A 16,480-nucleotide genomic window follows, 5' to 3' on the forward strand; every position below is an offset into this window, starting at 1 on the left:
GCCTTTTCTTTCTATTATACATGACATTGCCCTATAATAGTTAAATTTGCACTTATGTGACATATAACAAGGAATAGCCCCATCTATAGCGAAGGCATTATGAAGAGAATCACAATACACTTTTTGAAGAAAGCATTATTCTTGTTAAAGCAAACAGTTTAGAGGATGCTCACGAACTTGGTAAAAAAATTGCTATGCAATCTGAAGATACGTACGATAATGTGTACGGTGAGCAAATAACGTGGAAGTTCCGAAAAGTGTTGCATGTGTTTGAATTAGACAATACACCATTTGAAACCGGAAAAGAACTGTACGCAAGATTTTTACACGTTAAGAAAAATAAAGCGGTGGATACAGTCGTACAAAAATACTATCCTGAATCCGAATAAAAGCTCACAGCAATCGCTGTGAGCTTTTTTATACTTACTTCGTTGAATCTCTAAATTGGATACGGTGAGGTAAGATAACAGTGTGATCTTCCACTTTTTCTTTGTTCATATACTTTGTTAATAAACGCATTGCTACTGCACCGATATCATACATCGGTTGAACAACTGTTGAAAGCTGCGGACGAACCATTAATGCAAGACGTGTATTATCGAAACCAAGTACTTCTACGTCAGTTGGTACGTTTAATCCAGCGTCTTGTGCTGCATGGATTACACCTAGTGCCATTTCATCAGAAGACACGAAGATTGCTGTTGGCTTTTCATCATTGCTCCAAAGCTTTTCGAATGCTTCGATACCTGAGTCATATGTGTAATCTCCATCGATTACAAGATTTTCATCATATGAAATACCTGCTTCTTCTAAAGCTTTTTTATAACCTTGTAACTTCTTCGCGCTTCCCGCTTTATCAATGAAAGGACCAGAGACGAAACCGATACGTTTATGTCCTTGCTCGATAAAGTGCTTCATTGCATCATAAGCTGCTTGTGTATAATCAATATTTACTGATGGCGTTTCATTTTGCTCATCAAATGACGCTGCTAATACAATTGGTACTGGAGATTTTTTAAATTCTTCAATGTGAATGTCTGTAATATCTTCACCCATGAAAACAATTCCGTCCACTTGTTTTCCAAGCATCGTATTTAATAAATGGAACTCTTTCTCTTTGTTTTGATCAGAGTTACTTAAAATGATGTTATATTTGTACATTGTTGCGATATCTTCAATTCCACGTGCAAGTTCTGCATAAAACGTATTTGAGATATCAGGAATAATAACACCTACTGTAGTTGTCTTCTTACTTGCTAGTCCACGTGCTACCGCATTCGGGCGGTATCCTAAACGATCAATTGCTTCTAATACTTTCTTTCTTGTTGTAGGCTTTACATTTGGGTTACCGTTCACAACACGAGATACGGTAGCCATTGAAACGTTTGCTTCGCGCGCTACATCATAGATTGTTACGTTCATCTCATCGCACACTCCTTCTATTTTTGTTATCTATTTTTATGTATCGGTTACTTGAATGAAAAAAAGACATCAACTCTATTTGCAGATGCCACCAATCGTCCCGAGTTCTTCCTTTTACTAATGATACGATAAAAACGCAGGCTCATACAATATTTTCCCGCAAAAGTTTCGAAAAAATTCGCTTCTTTTCTCGTATTTTCGTATTTTTTATGAAAAAAGGGCATTTTTTGTAAAAAAATAGATGTTTCCTAAGTAGAAATCTTATTTTAAGCAGTACGATAGTAAATGAAATTTATATCGGCGATTTTTCGAATATATCGACTGTAACTCGAAATATATCAGCGATTTTCCAAATATATCGACCGCAACTCTAATTATATCAGCGATTTTTTAAATATATCAACTTACCAACAAAAATCGACAATGACAGTCGCTATACAATAGGAGAAAGCTGTTCCAAAATGCCTTTTTGGAACAGCTCATTAAAAGTTTTTATAATTTACTTCCAAATGATTTTAATTCATTCATAAAATCATTGAACTGCGGTATATTCATTTGCTGCGCCGCATCTGATAAAGCTACAGCTGGATCTGGATGTACTTCAGCCATAATTGCATCTGCACCAATTGCCATCGCTGCTTTTGCAGTTGGTAAGAGAAGGTCACGTCGCCCTGTAGAATGCGTTACATCGACAACGACAGGTAAATGTGTTTCTTTCTTTAAAATCGGCACAGCGGAAATATCAAGCGTATTACGCGTCGCTCTTTCATACGTGCGAATACCTCGTTCACATAAAATAATGTTCCCATTTCCCTTTGCCATAATATATTCTGCCGCATTAATGAATTCTTCAATCGTTGCTGATAGACCACGTTTTAATAATACTGGTTTATTTACAGCACCAGCTGCCCTTAGCAAATCAAAGTTTTGCATATTGCGAGCACCAATTTGAATAACATCAACGTAATCTAATGACATCTCAATATCATTCGGATTTAAAATTTCACTAATAACAGCCAAATCATATTCATCTGCTACCTGGCGCAAAATTTGTAATCCCTCTAATCCAAGACCTTGAAAATCATACGGTGAAGTACGTGGTTTGAACGCACCACCACGCATTAATTTCAGACCTTGCTCTTTCATTGCTTCAGCAACTTGACGTACTTGTTCATAACTTTCCACTGCACACGGTCCCATAATAAAATGCTGATTTCCGTCACCAATTTTTTCACCATTAATTTCAACAATCGTATCTTCTGTTTTTTTCTTACGAGAAACAAGTAATGCTTTACGATGATCATCTTCTTGTAATTCTAAACCAGCTTGAAAAATTTGTTTGAAAATATGTTGTAAAGTCGAAGTTTCAAATGGACCATTATTATTCTCTGCAATTAAATCCAGCATATTTCTTTCACGTACAGGATCAAAACGTTTCACACCTTGTACTTCTTTTAAATTACCAACTTCTTGTACGAGACGACCTCTTTCGTTTAGTAACTCTAATATTTGTAAATTAAGTTGATCAATTTCAGAACGTAAACGACCTAATTGTTGTGATGCCATAAGAAAGCCACCTCTTTCAAATTCCTATATGTTACTTTTTTAAGATAACTTATTATAGCTGATACATATACGATTGTCACACGATATACAGCAATGAATTACTATCAAAAAACATTGTATATTTTCATTTAAAATAAAAAAAAGACAGTTTACATACTGTCTTTTTTTACAAGAAGGAAACAAACGGTTTATCACTGTTTTTCTCTTTTATAATAACGGCCTCAATTTTACTCTCGGACTTAATCTGTAATTGTACTTTCGCATCTTTAGGCAATTTGTCTAACATGCCTTGAGCAGCCAATTGGGTAAGAGCCATTAATTCTGTTTTACCGTTATATTTAATAACAATATTCATATTTAATGTATCCATTTGATCTTTCTTATAAGAAACTTTAGCGTTGACTGGAATAAAATCTCCATTAGAAAAACCTTTTATTTCCTTAGCAAAGTTATTTATTTTTGTATTATCTTCTCCATGTGCTTGTGTAAATTCATCAGAAGGATATGAATACGACTTTTCATCAATTGTACTCCAATTTCCAAGGTTCGTATCATTCTTTTGAACAGTAGCACTAGCAATATACGTACCATTTTTTAAAGAACTAGTACTTTCTTGCTTAAAGATAGCAAACGTAATTGGAGATTTGTTATACTTATCATTTTTGTTAATAGCTTCAATAAGTTGTTTAGCAACTTCAGTCCCTTTAGACATAGCTTCTTCATTCGATACACTTGAAGACATAGCTAAACCTATCATAACACCAGATAAACTTAATTCATTTGAATTCTGTTTTCCGAAATAGTCTTGTTCTATAATATTTGTCAAAACTGGCGCTTCTACTTTCGCAACTAGTTCATCAACTAGTTTCTCTGGAATATACTGATTTAATTGCAGTACGTGACTCTCTGTATCAAATTGCTGCGTTGCAATATTTATTAAACCATTTTCATACTCTGCTAAATCTAATTTAGAATTTGTTTTTATATTAGCTGTATTAATAACCTTTTGTTCTTTTAAAGGAATAACAGTTCTATAATAATCTTTAGAAACAGCAGTTCTCGGAATCATACTTTTTTCTTTTGTATCTTTTTGTATAACTTCATCCTTCTTACTAATCGTATTACTATTGTTACTACAAGCTCCTAGTAATAAACTTACGACTGCGAAGGATAATGCCATTTTCTTCATTACTTAAAACCTACTTTCAACAATCTAGTTATTTAGTTTGAACTATTAATAGTGTACCACTAAATATATTTCAACAAAAACAAAAAAAAGAAGCAAGCACCTTTAGCTTGCTTCTTTTTACTTTATATTCTCTTCTAAAGCATCTTTTTTAATATTCCAATGAGATGTATTCCATACTACCATCCCATCTTTTATGTATAGCACTTGCGGTGATTCATGTCTAATACTGTATTGTTCTGCAACACGATTTGACACATCTCTCGCATCTTGTACGTATAAGTAATACGCTGGCACTTCTCTTTCTTCACTGCAATACGCTTGAAATTCTGTGTATGCACCGTGACTAATCGGGCATGTCGTACTATGTTTAAAAAGAACATACGGCTCATTCTTTTCTACTAAGACTTCAAGCTCTTCAATTGTTTCAAGTTTTGTCATATTCATCACGATTCACCTCTCATACGAAATCTAGAGCGCTTCTCTTTCTTTTCAGCTTTTTTCTCAATTCTTTCTAATTTACGCTCTTCTTTTTCAACCTTCTTCTCTTGTCTCGACGCACGGTAATGATTGTATACTTCAATCGCCGCACTGCTCCACTGTACAACTTGCGCTACTTTATCAGCGTTATTTTCAATTTCGTCCGTTACAGAGTCTGATACATTACGAAGCTTCGTATTTAAAGATTGGATTGTCGTTCCAATCCCATCTACACCCGCTACCACTTTATTTAATGACTGTGACTTCTGTTGAATATCATCAGCTAACGCATTCGTTTTATGTAATAATTGCTCTGTCTCTACGCTAATTCCTTGCATTTGCTTTTCTAAACCTTCTAACGTGCTTGCAACGTTTTCCAACGTCTTCTGAACCGATAACAACGTTCTGCATACATACACTACTAATACTGCGAAAGCAACCGCGATAATAGCCGCACTTACATATAAAAGAACTTGCATTTCATCACTTCCTTTATCTTTTTCATACTTTCCCCTATTATACAATCATTTTCCGTTTCATTCTAATCCCTATCTCATCATTAGAATTTTCATACTTATTCGTTAACTGTAACATAAATCATTCAACAAATTCCACTAAGTAGGTTACAATAGGAGAGGATACATAATTAGTAGGGAGGCTTTACATATGAAAGATCCACGTATTGAAAAGTTAGCATACAATTTAATTAACTACTCTATCCGCTTACAAAAAGGTGAAAAAGTATTAATTGAAAACTTTGGCTTACAAAAAGAACTTGTAACTGCACTTGTAAAAGAAGCATATGCAGCTGGTGGTTTCCCATTCGTCTCTTTAAAAGATCATCAAGTAGATCGCTCTTTATTAATGGGTGCTACTGAAGAACATTTCGAACAAATCGCTGCATATGAAGCAAGCGTAATGAAAGACATGGACGCTTATATCGGTCTTCGCTCTGGCGATAATATTAATGAACAAGCTGACGTTCCAAGTGAGCGTATGAAAGTTCATGGCCAAACAGTTGGTAAAAAAGTTCATAGAGACATTCGCGTTCCAAAAACACGCTGGGTTGTTCTTCGCTACCCAAATGCTTCTATGGCACAGCTTGCTAAAATGAGTACAGAAGCTTTCGAAGACTTCTACTTCGAAGTATGTAACTTAGACTACGGCAAAATGGATAAGGCAATGGATAGCCTTGTTACATTAATGAATAAAACAGATAAAGTTCGTTTAACTGGTCCTGGAACTGACTTAACATTCTCTATTAAAGACATTCCAGCTATTAAATGCTCAGGTCATTTAAACATTCCAGACGGTGAAGTATACTCTGCACCAGTTCGTGATTCTGTTAACGGTACAGTTTCTTACAACACACCATCTCCTTACAACGGTTATACATTTGAAAATGTACAACTTAAGTTTGAGAACGGTCAAATCGTTGAAGCAACTGCAAACGATACAGAGCGCATTAACAAAATCTTCGATACAGACGAAGGCGCACGCTACGTTGGTGAGTTCGCAATTGGCGTAAACCCATACATCTTACATCCAATGGGAGACATCCTATTCGATGAAAAAATCGATGGCAGCTTCCACTTCACTCCTGGACAAGCTTACGACGATGCATGGAACGGCAACAACTCGAACATCCACTGGGATTTAGTATGCATCCAACGCCCTGAATACGGCGGCGGCGAAATTTACTTCGACGACGTACTAATCCGTAAAGACGGACGCTTCGTTGTACCTGAACTAGAAGCTTTAAACCCAGAGAACTTAAAATAATAATAAAAACGCTCGGAATTTTCGCCGAGCGTTTTTTATTTCTTCCCTACCATTTCTATTTTCACATGTGGATTTTCTTTCTCTATAAGCCTTAAGAATTCATCCATATTTTGCGGCATCGCAACCATATGTACTTTATATGCATTCGTCGTAATTTCAAGAAACTTTCCGACCTGACGTATAATTCTCACATCTTTTAATACAATATCATCATTTAAAATACCGTACTTTAATACGCCATTTTCTACTTTATGTTTTTTAATAAATACTTCCCAAACGAGTGGTACATTTACAATGAAGCATAAACCCATCCCAATCAACGCTGACATCCAATGCGCTTTATTAGTGAAAAGCATGACAATTGGATATATAAACATAAAAGCTAACGTAAAACAAACGAAAATGACTACTGACTTACTTCTTTGAATTGGAAAGTTCATACCTACACCCCCTAACCCAAATTATACCATTATTTCTATTTTGCTTCATAGAAAAAGGCCATTTCTAAATGACCTTTTACACAATGTACCTATAAAATTTCTTATCTACCTGTAGCACCGGAAAGTTTTTCGGCAACTCGTCTATACTCACACTTTCAAAACCATTCTTTTCATAAAAACGATGTGCCGCTAAAAATTTTACTGTTGTTCCTAAGTAAATATCTTTCAATTTTTTATCCTCAGCCCATGAAATTGCTGTTTGAAGCAACATATGTGATGCGCCCCATTCTTTTCCGCGAAACTCTTTCTTCACGAACATTTTTCTTAGCGCTACTTGATGATTCTCAATATCTAATAAAGCTACTGTTCCAACTACTTTATCATCATAAATTGCTATCCAAAAGTTTCCGTAATCCTTTTGATAGAATGTTTCTATTTCAAGTAAATCAGGTTGCTCTTCTTTCGTAATTGAAACATTATACTCTTTTTGCTGAATATGAACGATAAGATCTACTACTTCCTCTTGAAACGTACTTTCATACGCAATAATGCGTATCTTCTCGTTCATCGAATCTCCTTCCACTCTGAAGCTAGTAAACTATATACAGCGATATCGTGAAAATGATCATATAGCCATTCATCATCTCTTAAAATGCCATCTAACTTAAATCCTAAACGTTCTGGAATAGCGCGGCTTTTCACATTTTCAACACCGCATCTAATTTCCATTTTATTTAATTTTAAATTCTCAAATGCATAGTGAAGTACAGCCTTCACACTACGCGTCATAATACCTTTCCCGCCAGCATCTTCTGCAAGATAATACCCAAGACTCGTCGCTTTCTTCCCCCAGCTCACTGGATGAATACCTACCATCCCAACGAGCTTTCCTTTGTAACGTATGCCACTTTCAAAACCGTCTCCCTCTGCAAATTTCTTTAACCACATCGGACAAATCTCATCATACGCATCAGCAGATTTCGTCCCATCTACCCAAGGAAGCCATCTTCGTAAATGATTACGGTTTTGATCTATTAATTGATATAGTTCCTCCTTATGATGCTTCTCTAATAACTGTAATTCGATTTCATCGTCTACTCGAAGTGTAAACATGTTTTTTGGTCCCCTTTTTATTTTTCTTATTATTCTAACATTTATAACTAAAGAAATACACGCTAATATATCGACTAACCTCAAGAATCATATATGCCAACATAGCACACAAAAAAGACGCATAGCCAAGCTATGCGTCTTTCCTATTACTTCTCTGCAACTTGAACTTCTTTTACGTAAGCTGCTTCGAATTTTTGGATGTCTCCTGCGCCCATGAAAATTAGAACGCCGTTTTTATGTTTCTTTAATACATCCGTTGTTGTATCTGTAATTAGTTCTGCACCGTCAATACGCTTTTGCAGATCTTCGATTGTTAATTCACCTTTGTTTTCGCGTGCTGATCCGAAAATATCACATAAGTATACTTGATCAGCTTTGCTTAGGCTTTCTGCGAACTCATCTAAGAACTTTTCTGTACGTGAGAATGTGTGTGGCTGGAATACAGCGACAATTTCACGCTCTGGATGTTTTTGACGAGCTGCTTCAATCGTTGCATTAATTTCTGTCGGATGGTGTGCGTAGTCATCGATAATCACTTGCTCTCCCATCGGCTTTTCATTAAAGCGACGTTTTACGCCTTCAAAAGTTGTTAGCTGATGCTTTACTGCTTCTACATCAACGTTTTCATAATGGCAAAGTGCAATTACTGCTAACGCATTTAATACGCTGTGATTGCCGTATCCTGTAATTTTGAACGTGTCATAGTACGTATTACGAACGAATACATCAAAAATAGTACCATCTGTTCTCTTTTGGATGTTGCGTGCTTGGAAATCATTATCTTCTCCAAATCCATAGAAAATAACAGGTACTTTCGCTTGAATTTTTTGAAGTTCTTCATCATCTCCACATGCAATAATGCCTTTTTTCACTTGCAATGCCATCTCTTGGAATGCACTGAATACATCATTGATGTCTGCAAAATAATCTGGATGATCAAAATCAATATTCGTCATAATTGCATAGTCTGGATTATAAGACAAGAAATGACGACGATACTCACAAGCTTCAAATACAAAATACTTACTATTTTCTACCCCATGCCCTGTTCCATCTCCAATAAGGTAAGATGTTGGGTGTGCACCTTGCATTACATGGGCTAACAAACCTGTTGTTGATGTTTTTCCGTGTGCACCAGTTACAGCAACACTTGTGTATTGGCTCATCAGGTCACCTAAGAAATGATGGTAACGATGGACTGGGATGTTTAATTCTTTTGCTGCTACGATTTCTTCATGCGTATCAGGAAATGCATTTCCTGCAATAATCACTTGTCCTTCTTCTACATTATTCTTATCAAAAGGAAGGATCGAGATACTACGCTTTTCCAACGCTGTTTGTGTAAAGAAACGCTTTTCATAATCAGACCCTTGAACAGTATGCTTCATATCATGAAGAATTTGCGCTAATGAACTCATTCCTGTTCCTTTAATTCCTACAAAATGGTAAACTGTCATCTTAAAGAACCTCCAACATTTCGAACTAATACAACGGCCTATCTATAAGACAGTATATGAATCTTTTCTTATTTTGGTAATCATCATACATTTTTGATGTAGTGAAGTTATTCTTCCCTTCACTTATCAGGATAAACTCGTACGTACTTCTTTATATATCCATAACAAGTCCATTATAGCAAAAAAGAAGCCGCTATACTATGATAACAGAAAAACTGATAGGGTCAATCACCTATCAGTTTTTCTCTCTTTTACATCTCTTCTCTTTTTTCTAATTGAACACGCTCTAAACGTGGGTTTGGACGATATTTACGACCAGCTTTTGCTTCTGGTTTCCCATTTAATTCTACATTATCACCAGTAAAGCCAATATTCATTTTTAATAAGCTACTTCCTACCCCGTATATGTCAACAGGTACGTTTTGAGCTTCAAATTCACGAATACGCTTCTCATCAAATCCACCAGTTACAACGATGTCTACATGCTGGAATCCTTCTTCATCAAGTGCTTTACGAAGTGCGAATACAAGCGATGGGTTTACACCACGTGGATCGAATGTTCCAAGTACTTCTGGGTGGCGAATGAAGTATTGATCAATCATCGTGCGGGACGTATCTACACGTACACCTTTTAATGTTGATCCAAATTCACGCGCTACGCGAAGTGCATCTGTAATGACATCATTGTTGTAATCAATTAATACAACTAATTCATCTTCTGGGAATTTCTTATGATATGCTTTTGCCGCTTCTACAACATCACCATTAAACATTTGAATTAATGCGTGAGGCATCGTCCCCATACCACTTTTGCCCCACCATTCATTCATCGCATGCGTCGCTTGTGCGCTCATACCTCCGATGTATGCTGCATAACCGTCACCAGCTTGTTGTGTATAATGATCGTCACGATCTCCCATGAAAATAACTGGTTTTTCTTTATCTACGCTACGCGCAGCTTGGACAACGTTATATACGTTTGTCGCAACCGATGTACGACGAGCTAAAATCCCATCAATGACACCTTCTAAAAATCCGAAATTTTCATAAGGACCATGAATTGTTAACACTGTTTCAAATGGACTAATTTTATCGCCATCTTTTAAAGAGTTAATCTCAAGTTCCTCAGGATTTTTAGCGAATGTTTGTAGCAATGCAATTACTTCATCCGTTCCGCAAAGAACTGCATTTTCCTTTTGGAAAAATTGCATCGTTACAACACTTTTCGGGCGAAATTCTTCGATGATTTCTCTAGTCTTTAAAAAGTAAACGGCAGAGAACCACCCTTCTCCAACACGTTCGTCAAATTTAAATGTTTTATTTGTTAGTCTATTTATTTCACCTTTTAATTTTAATTCAATTTCTTTCATGTCGCTTTACTCCCTACTTTACTATCCAACATTTTCTCTTAGTATACAGCAAAACCGTTTACTATACATTCGTTTCCTGCATAGCAGCGAATTCATCCTCAGAAATAAGGACATCTCTTGGCTTCGTTCCTCTTGCTTCAGAAATAATTCCTTGCGATTGCATCTCTTCAATGAGACGTGCTGCGCGATTATAACCGATGCGGAATTTTCGCTGTACAGAAGATGTGGACGCTCCCCCTTGTTCTACAACAAATTGACATGCTTCGAAGAACAATTCGTCTTCCGACTCAGCTTGTTCTGTTTTCGCTAATAAATCCTCTTGCTTAAATAAGTAATTCGGCTTCATTTGCTTTTTCACATGATCAACTGTTTTTTCAATCTCATCATCCGATACATATACACCTTGTACACGAACTGGCTTAGATGTACCGTTCCCTAAGAATAACATATCACCACGGCCAAGTAATTTCTCCGCGCCCCCAATATCAATAATCGTACGCGAATCAACTTGAGATGATACAGTAAACGCAATACGCGTTGGAATGTTTGACTTAATTAAACCTGTAATAACATCTACAGATGGACGCTGCGTCGCTACTAATAAATGAATACCACAAGCACGTGCTTTTTGCGCAATACGACAAATCGCTTCCTCAACATCACCAGGTGCTACCATCATTAAATCGGCTAACTCGTCAATGACAATAACGATATAAGGTAATGTCTCTCCTGGAATTTCTCGCTCACTTACAATCGTATTGTAGCGAGTTAAATCACGAGCACCTGCGTGTGCAAACAATTCATAACGACGTTCCATTTCCTCAACTGCCCATTTTAATGCAGCTGTTGCTGCTTTTACATCCGTAATAACAGGTGCTACAAGATGTGGAACAGAATTGTATGGTGCAAGCTCAACCATCTTCGGATCGATTAACATTAACTTCACTTCATGTGGTTTCGCTTTATATAAAATACTCGTTAAAATCGCGTTAATACACACACTTTTACCTGAACCCGTTGCACCCGCAATAAGTCCGTGCGGCATTTTTCGAATATCCGTTACAATTGGATCCCCTGAAATATCAAGCCCCAGCGCAACAGTAAGCGGTGATTCACTCTTTGTGAATACAGGACTTCTTAAAATTTCGCGAAGAAATACTGGCTTACTTTCTTTATTTGGAACTTCAATTCCAATCGCACTCTTCCCTGGAATTGGCGCTTCAATACGAATATCTTTCGCAGCTAAACTTAACTTAATATCATCACTTAAATTTGTAATTTTATTTACTTTCACACCTGGGTCTGGCTGCACCTCAAAACGAGTGACTGCCGGACCTTGCGATACATTAATAACATGTGCTCCAACGTGAAAATTATTAAACGTTGTATCTAATAATTCTTTCTGCTCCTCTAACCATTCTGTATTATCTAACGCTGATTGCTGTGGAATCGACAACAGCGCTAATGGCGGAACAGTGTATGTCGGTGGTGTGTGCAATACATTTCGCATATCGTTCTCTCTTTGATTTACAACATATGCTTTCTCTTGTACTTCCGTACTTGAAATTGGCTTTTGTACTTGCTCTACCACTACTTGCTGTATTGGTTGTTCTTCCACTTGTGGCTCTGCTACTACTTGCTGCACTGGGTGCTCTTCCACTTGTGGTTCTGCTACTACTTGCTGCACTGGGCGTTCTTCCACTTGTGGTTCTGCTACTACTTGCTGCACTGGGCGTTCTTCCACTTGTGGTTCTGCTACTACTTGCTGCACTAGGTGCTCTTCCATTTGTGGTTCTGCTACTACTTGCTGCACTGGGTGCTCTTCCACTTGTGGTTCTGCTACCTCTTGTTGCACTGGCTTATTCTCTACTCGTACATTAGCAGAAGGCTGCATTGCATTTGCTCTAGCTGCATGTCTTTCCATTAATCGTGTTCTATCTTGTTTCAACATAACAACATTAAATGGTACATGACGCTTTTTCTCACGTTTTGGTTCTTCTTTTTGTACAACTGGTTGTTCTTCTGCGACTGGTGTTTCCTCGACAACTGGTTGTTCTTCTACAACTGATTGCTCTTCTACGACCGGTGCTTCTTCTACAACTCGTTGCTCTTCTGCGACTGGCGCTTCTTCTACAACTCGTTGCTCTTCTGCGACTGGTGTTTCTTCTTCAACTTGTTGCTCTTCTACGACCGGTGCTTCTTCTACAACTCGTTGCTCTTCTGCGACCGGTGCTTCTTCTACAACTTGTTGCTCTTCTGCGACTGGCGCTTCTTCTTCAACTTGTTGCTCTTCTACGACCGGTGCTTCTTCTACAACTCGTTGCTCTTCTGCGACTGGTGTTTCCTCGGCAACTGGTTGTTCTTCTACGACTGGCGCTTCTTCTACAACTGATTGCTCTTCTACGACCGGTGCTTCTTCTACAACTCGTTGCTCTTCTGCGACTGGCGCTTCTTCTACAGCTGGTTGTTTTTCTGCAATTAAAACATCCGCAAAGCTTTGAACATCTTTCTTCGTTTGTTCATCAGCCTCAGCAACATGTATGAATTCACTCTTTTGTTCAATTGCTTCAGCTTCTTGCTGAATGTCCTCAAGTGCTACAAATGTCTCTACTACAGGCGCGTTTATTTCTGCAATCACTTCTACTTCTTCTGCTTCCGCAATTACTCCCACTTCTTCTGACTCTTCCGTTTCTGCAATTACTTCCACTTCTTCTGACTCTTCTGCTTCCGCAATTACTTCCGCTTCTTCTGACTCTTCTGTTTCCGCAATTACTTCCGCTTCTTCTGACTCTTCTGCTTCCGCAATTACTTCCGCTTCTTCTGACTCTTCCGCTTCTGCAATTACTTCCACTTCTTCTGACTCTTCTGCTTCCGCAATTACTTCCGCTTCTTCTGACTCTTCTGTTTCTGTAATTACTTCCACTTCTTCAGGTGCCTCTGTTTCCATAACTACTTCTTCAAACTCTTCCGTTTCTGCAATTACTTCTACTTTTGACACTTCTTCTGGTATTTCCACAATGATTGTTTCTTCAAGTTTTTCTTCTGCTTTGACAATCACTGATTCTTCTGGAGCTTGCTTTTCTACTTCAATAGTAGGTTGTTTTATTTCTGTATTACGTTTAATTTCTTCTGATAATATTGTATCCTCGTGCTCTACTTTAGAAGCTACTAATTCTTCTTGTAGATTGTTTTCGTTTAACACCACTACATCTTTTTCTAGCTTAGCACTTTCCATCTGCTCAGCTACTGTTTTATGAAGTAATTCATCCGCTGAAACTTCCTGCGGTGTACTCATTTCTTGAATCACTTCTTTTTCTTCTACTAAAGGCACTTGGCGTTCAATTTCATAACCGTTTTTCTCTAGCCATTGATCAACAACTGATTTTTCTTCTTTTTTGCTCTGTTGACCTTGCTGTTCAACTACTTCACCTGAAGCAGAAGACGTTGCTTGTCCTTCTGAGAAATCAGATAATGTATATCCTTTTTTCTCTAACCATGCATCAACGACTGATTTACCCTCTACAGATATTTCAAGGTCTTCTCTTTCCTTTACTTCCTCCTGCTTTTCTTCCTTTTTCTCTACTGAAGGACGATTATATCCATAAATTGGCGAAATCATTTCTGTTGGCCGAAATGGTCTACGGTTACTCTCTTGCGAAGGTGCAGATGCCTTTTTAACGACAGACTCCCGCACCGGTTCATATTGCACTTCCGGCTCTTCATATGTAGAAACTACCTTTTCCACATACGGTCGTCTGCTTCTTTCCACCTTTATTCCTCTTTGGGCAGTCGGTTCTTCATATGTTACTCCTTGAACAGGTTGTTCTTCGAAGCGATTTACTTCGCTTTCATCCTCTTCATCGAACCCATTATCCGGTACTAAAGGAAAACGGCATTTACCTGCATTCCTACTTGCCATTTGTGCTTCTCTTGCTTCAGTGTAGTGGTTTACACGAGGAATTTTCGGCTGACTTTCAATTTGCTTTGGTACTTCTTTATTCATCGCTGTTTGTTCTTCCTCTTTGTTAAACAGCTTTTTCATCCAATCTAACATGCTTACCACTCTTTCTACTAAATAGTAACATCCTTTATTGTATCAGCATTCGGCAAAAAGTGCAGGTAAAATTAAGCATGTCATATTTATCCATAATATTCTAATTTACGAGTGTTTTCATATAAAAAAAACGCAGTCTTTCATGTAAGACTGCGCTTAAGCTTTACTCTTCTGATATGCATCTATGCTATCCGTTACACTTTGCAATAAAGAATTTACATACTGCGGGTCAGATAATTTTTTATCTTCTTCATGGTTTGACATAAACCCAAGTTCTAATAACACACCAGGAACCTTTGCCCAATTAAATCCAGAAAGATCATCCCGAAATTTAATTCCATTTACTTTTACTTGCTGGTTCTCCCTCATTTTATTTACAATCATTTGAGAGATTTGAAGACTTTCCGCATAAATCTCTTTCGTATATGGACTTCCTTCTGCCGGCGTCAATACAGCGAATCCACTTTGGTTTGGATTTTCAGAACCATCTGCATGAAGACGTAAAAATAAATTAGCCTTATGATTATTTGCGAATGTCGCCCTTTCTTTATTACTTATATCAACGTCTTGTGATGTTCTCGTCATTAATACTTGTATTCCCTTTGCTTCTAACTTTTCTTTTAATACGAAAGCCATTTCTAATACAAGTACAGCCTCTCTCTTTTTCGTCACAACACCTGTTGTACCGTCTGTCACTTTATATTTTTGCGTTGTTGCCCCTGGTCCAATCGGCTCTAAATTTAAATTCGCTTTTTGTTGATGCCCTGGATCAATAACGACGAGAAACTTCTCTTGTTTTTCATTACTCTCTACTTTTTGTTCATTATTTTGCACTGGTTGCTCAGTCGGCTGCACTGGCGTAGTTTCTTCTTTCTTTTCATCAGATGATACTTCCTCTTGCTTATGTTCTACTTGCTCATTCGTTTGAATTGCTTGCGATTCTTCGTTCTTTTCTTGTTCTTGCTGCTTTTCTACCGGTGCATCTTCTTTGGTATCTTTGTTTTTCTCTTGTATAGAAGATGTAGTTTCTTTTTTCGGCTGCTCTTGTGAACAACCGGCCATATATATTCCAATGAATGCAATCATGCTCATTATTTTTATATACTTCATACTTCTCTCCCATCACTTTGCACCGGATTCAAAGTTTTTCTTATAATTGCCCTATAATCTCATCCATATTTCCAATATAAACTGGCTGCCATTTTTCTGTACCACGTTCTGCAGTATAAACCGGATAAGCGTCATCATCTATATTTACGAAAACTGGATCGCCCATATCCGTTTCATATCCAATTGTAATCCATCCTTCTTGCCACTTTCCGTTTTCTTCACTTATTAATGAATTTTTATGTTTATCATATCGATAACCGATTTGTCCTTTTTCTAATTCACTTTCACTAAACACATATATTTCATAAGTACCTAGCTCAACATCTTGCTGTTTTGAAGTTTCAATTCGTTTTAGAAGTTCTGCGATTTTTGGTTGTTGTTTCATACGTCTATCCCCTTCTACTTTTCTAAATTTTAACTAGTTTGTTTATAAAATACAATATAGATTTTAAGAAAAAAGGTGACATCCTTATCATATTAACAATTTTTTGAATATATCT

The 16,480-nt window shown here is 37.2% G+C and carries 14 protein-coding genes and 1 pseudogene; 2 read left to right on the forward strand and 13 right to left on the reverse strand.

What is annotated here, in order from left to right:
* Nucleotides 1–95: 95 nt before the first annotated feature.
* Nucleotides 96–389 (forward strand): annotated as a pseudogene (locus EBQ15_RS03970) (DUF4288 domain-containing protein); the annotation flags it as partial.
* A 34-nt stretch (nt 390–423) separates the two neighbouring features.
* Here the strand turns inward: EBQ15_RS03970 and ccpA are convergent.
* The 5 genes from ccpA to EBQ15_RS03995 form a co-directional block, all read right to left on the reverse strand.
* The gene (gene ccpA / locus EBQ15_RS03975) at nt 424–1,422 is read right to left on the reverse strand and encodes a catabolite control protein A (RefSeq protein WP_001103297.1); all 999 of its coding nucleotides are present in this window, start codon (nt 1,420–1,422) and stop codon (nt 424–426) included.
* A gap of 492 nt (nt 1,423–1,914) precedes the next feature.
* On the reverse strand, nt 1,915–2,988 hold the full coding sequence (locus tag EBQ15_RS03980) for a bifunctional 3-deoxy-7-phosphoheptulonate synthase/chorismate mutase (RefSeq protein ID WP_000168204.1): 1,074 nt from the start codon (nt 2,986–2,988) through the stop codon (nt 1,915–1,917).
* A 166-nt stretch (nt 2,989–3,154) separates the two neighbouring features.
* Nucleotides 3,155–4,177 carry a CamS family sex pheromone protein gene (locus tag EBQ15_RS03985; RefSeq protein ID WP_000738031.1) on the reverse strand — a complete coding sequence of 341 codons (1,023 nt, stop codon included), beginning with the start codon at nt 4,175–4,177 and terminating at the stop codon, nt 3,155–3,157.
* Between the two features lie 117 nt (nt 4,178–4,294).
* Complete coding sequence (ytxJ, locus tag EBQ15_RS03990; protein WP_001057469.1) at nt 4,295–4,621, reverse strand: bacillithiol system redox-active protein YtxJ; 327 nt, start codon at nt 4,619–4,621, stop codon at nt 4,295–4,297.
* On the reverse strand, nt 4,621–5,133 hold the full coding sequence (locus EBQ15_RS03995; protein ID WP_001197720.1) for a DUF948 domain-containing protein: 513 nt from the start codon (nt 5,131–5,133) through the stop codon (nt 4,621–4,623). The genes ytxJ and EBQ15_RS03995 overlap by 1 nt, the downstream gene beginning before the upstream one ends.
* Before the next feature lie 187 nt (nt 5,134–5,320).
* On the opposite strand from EBQ15_RS03995, the gene EBQ15_RS04000 reads away from it, so the two are divergent.
* Nucleotides 5,321–6,436 carry an aminopeptidase gene (locus EBQ15_RS04000; protein WP_000654731.1) on the forward strand — a complete coding sequence of 372 codons (1,116 nt, stop codon included), beginning with the start codon at nt 5,321–5,323 and terminating at the stop codon, nt 6,434–6,436.
* A gap of 35 nt (nt 6,437–6,471) precedes the next feature.
* On the opposite strand, the gene EBQ15_RS04005 is transcribed toward EBQ15_RS04000, so the two are convergent.
* From EBQ15_RS04005 to EBQ15_RS04040, 8 genes are all read right to left on the reverse strand, one after another.
* Entirely contained in the window at nt 6,472–6,876 is a 405-nt protein-coding gene (locus EBQ15_RS04005; protein WP_001010619.1) for a PH domain-containing protein, read from the reverse strand.
* A 76-nt stretch (nt 6,877–6,952) separates the two neighbouring features.
* Nucleotides 6,953–7,444 carry a GNAT family N-acetyltransferase gene (locus EBQ15_RS04010; protein ID WP_001003133.1) on the reverse strand — a complete coding sequence of 164 codons (492 nt, stop codon included), beginning with the start codon at nt 7,442–7,444 and terminating at the stop codon, nt 6,953–6,955.
* Complete coding sequence (locus tag EBQ15_RS04015) at nt 7,441–7,989, reverse strand: GNAT family N-acetyltransferase (RefSeq protein WP_000494659.1); 549 nt, start codon at nt 7,987–7,989, stop codon at nt 7,441–7,443. The genes EBQ15_RS04010 and EBQ15_RS04015 overlap by 4 nt, the downstream gene beginning before the upstream one ends.
* A 146-nt stretch (nt 7,990–8,135) precedes the next feature.
* On the reverse strand, nt 8,136–9,446 hold the full coding sequence (murC, locus tag EBQ15_RS04020) for a UDP-N-acetylmuramate--L-alanine ligase (RefSeq protein WP_000219468.1): 1,311 nt from the start codon (nt 9,444–9,446) through the stop codon (nt 8,136–8,138).
* A gap of 251 nt (nt 9,447–9,697) precedes the next feature.
* A complete protein-coding gene (locus tag EBQ15_RS04025) occupies nt 9,698–10,816 on the reverse strand; it encodes a nicotinate phosphoribosyltransferase (protein ID WP_000658370.1) in 1,119 nt (372 codons plus the stop codon).
* A 61-nt stretch (nt 10,817–10,877) separates the two neighbouring features.
* Nucleotides 10,878–14,870, reverse strand: a complete 3,993-nt coding sequence (locus tag EBQ15_RS04030) for a DNA translocase FtsK (RefSeq protein WP_033692992.1) — start codon at nt 14,868–14,870, stop codon at nt 10,878–10,880.
* 156 nt (nt 14,871–15,026) lie between these two features.
* Complete coding sequence (locus EBQ15_RS04035) at nt 15,027–15,980, reverse strand: N-acetylmuramoyl-L-alanine amidase (protein ID WP_000874044.1); 954 nt, start codon at nt 15,978–15,980, stop codon at nt 15,027–15,029.
* Between the two features lie 40 nt (nt 15,981–16,020).
* Nucleotides 16,021–16,365 carry a hypothetical protein gene (locus EBQ15_RS04040; protein ID WP_000813353.1) on the reverse strand — a complete coding sequence of 115 codons (345 nt, stop codon included), beginning with the start codon at nt 16,363–16,365 and terminating at the stop codon, nt 16,021–16,023.
* Between the last annotated feature and the right edge of the window lie 115 nt (nt 16,366–16,480).

This window comes from Bacillus sp. 2D03 (genome assembly GCF_003946765.1).
Classification (GTDB): Bacteria; Bacillota; Bacilli; order Bacillales; family Bacillaceae_G; genus Bacillus_A; species Bacillus_A cereus.

Excerpts from the sequence above, each read along its gene's own strand:
- ccpA (WP_001103297.1), bottom strand. The coding sequence starts at position 1,422 with ATGAACGTAACAATCTATGATGTAGCGCGCGAAGCAAACGTTTCAATG.
- EBQ15_RS03980 (WP_000168204.1), bottom strand. The coding sequence starts at position 2,988 with ATGGCATCACAACAATTAGGTCGTTTACGTTCTGAAATTGATCAACTT.
- EBQ15_RS03985 (WP_000738031.1), bottom strand. The coding sequence starts at position 4,177 with ATGAAGAAAATGGCATTATCCTTCGCAGTCGTAAGTTTATTACTAGGA.
- ytxJ (WP_001057469.1), bottom strand. The coding sequence starts at position 4,621 with ATGAATATGACAAAACTTGAAACAATTGAAGAGCTTGAAGTCTTAGTA.
- EBQ15_RS03995 (WP_001197720.1), bottom strand. The coding sequence starts at position 5,133 with ATGCAAGTTCTTTTATATGTAAGTGCGGCTATTATCGCGGTTGCTTTC.
- EBQ15_RS04000 (WP_000654731.1), top strand. The coding sequence starts at position 5,321 with ATGAAAGATCCACGTATTGAAAAGTTAGCATACAATTTAATTAACTAC.
- EBQ15_RS04005 (WP_001010619.1), bottom strand. The coding sequence starts at position 6,876 with ATGAACTTTCCAATTCAAAGAAGTAAGTCAGTAGTCATTTTCGTTTGT.
- EBQ15_RS04010 (WP_001003133.1), bottom strand. The coding sequence starts at position 7,444 with ATGAACGAGAAGATACGCATTATTGCGTATGAAAGTACGTTTCAAGAG.
- EBQ15_RS04015 (WP_000494659.1), bottom strand. The coding sequence starts at position 7,989 with ATGTTTACACTTCGAGTAGACGATGAAATCGAATTACAGTTATTAGAG.
- murC (WP_000219468.1), bottom strand. The coding sequence starts at position 9,446 with ATGACAGTTTACCATTTTGTAGGAATTAAAGGAACAGGAATGAGTTCA.
- EBQ15_RS04025 (WP_000658370.1), bottom strand. The coding sequence starts at position 10,816 with ATGAAAGAAATTGAATTAAAATTAAAAGGTGAAATAAATAGACTAACA.
- EBQ15_RS04030 (WP_033692992.1), bottom strand. The coding sequence starts at position 14,870 with ATGTTAGATTGGATGAAAAAGCTGTTTAACAAAGAGGAAGAACAAACA.
- EBQ15_RS04035 (WP_000874044.1), bottom strand. The coding sequence starts at position 15,980 with ATGAAGTATATAAAAATAATGAGCATGATTGCATTCATTGGAATATAT.
- EBQ15_RS04040 (WP_000813353.1), bottom strand. The coding sequence starts at position 16,365 with ATGAAACAACAACCAAAAATCGCAGAACTTCTAAAACGAATTGAAACT.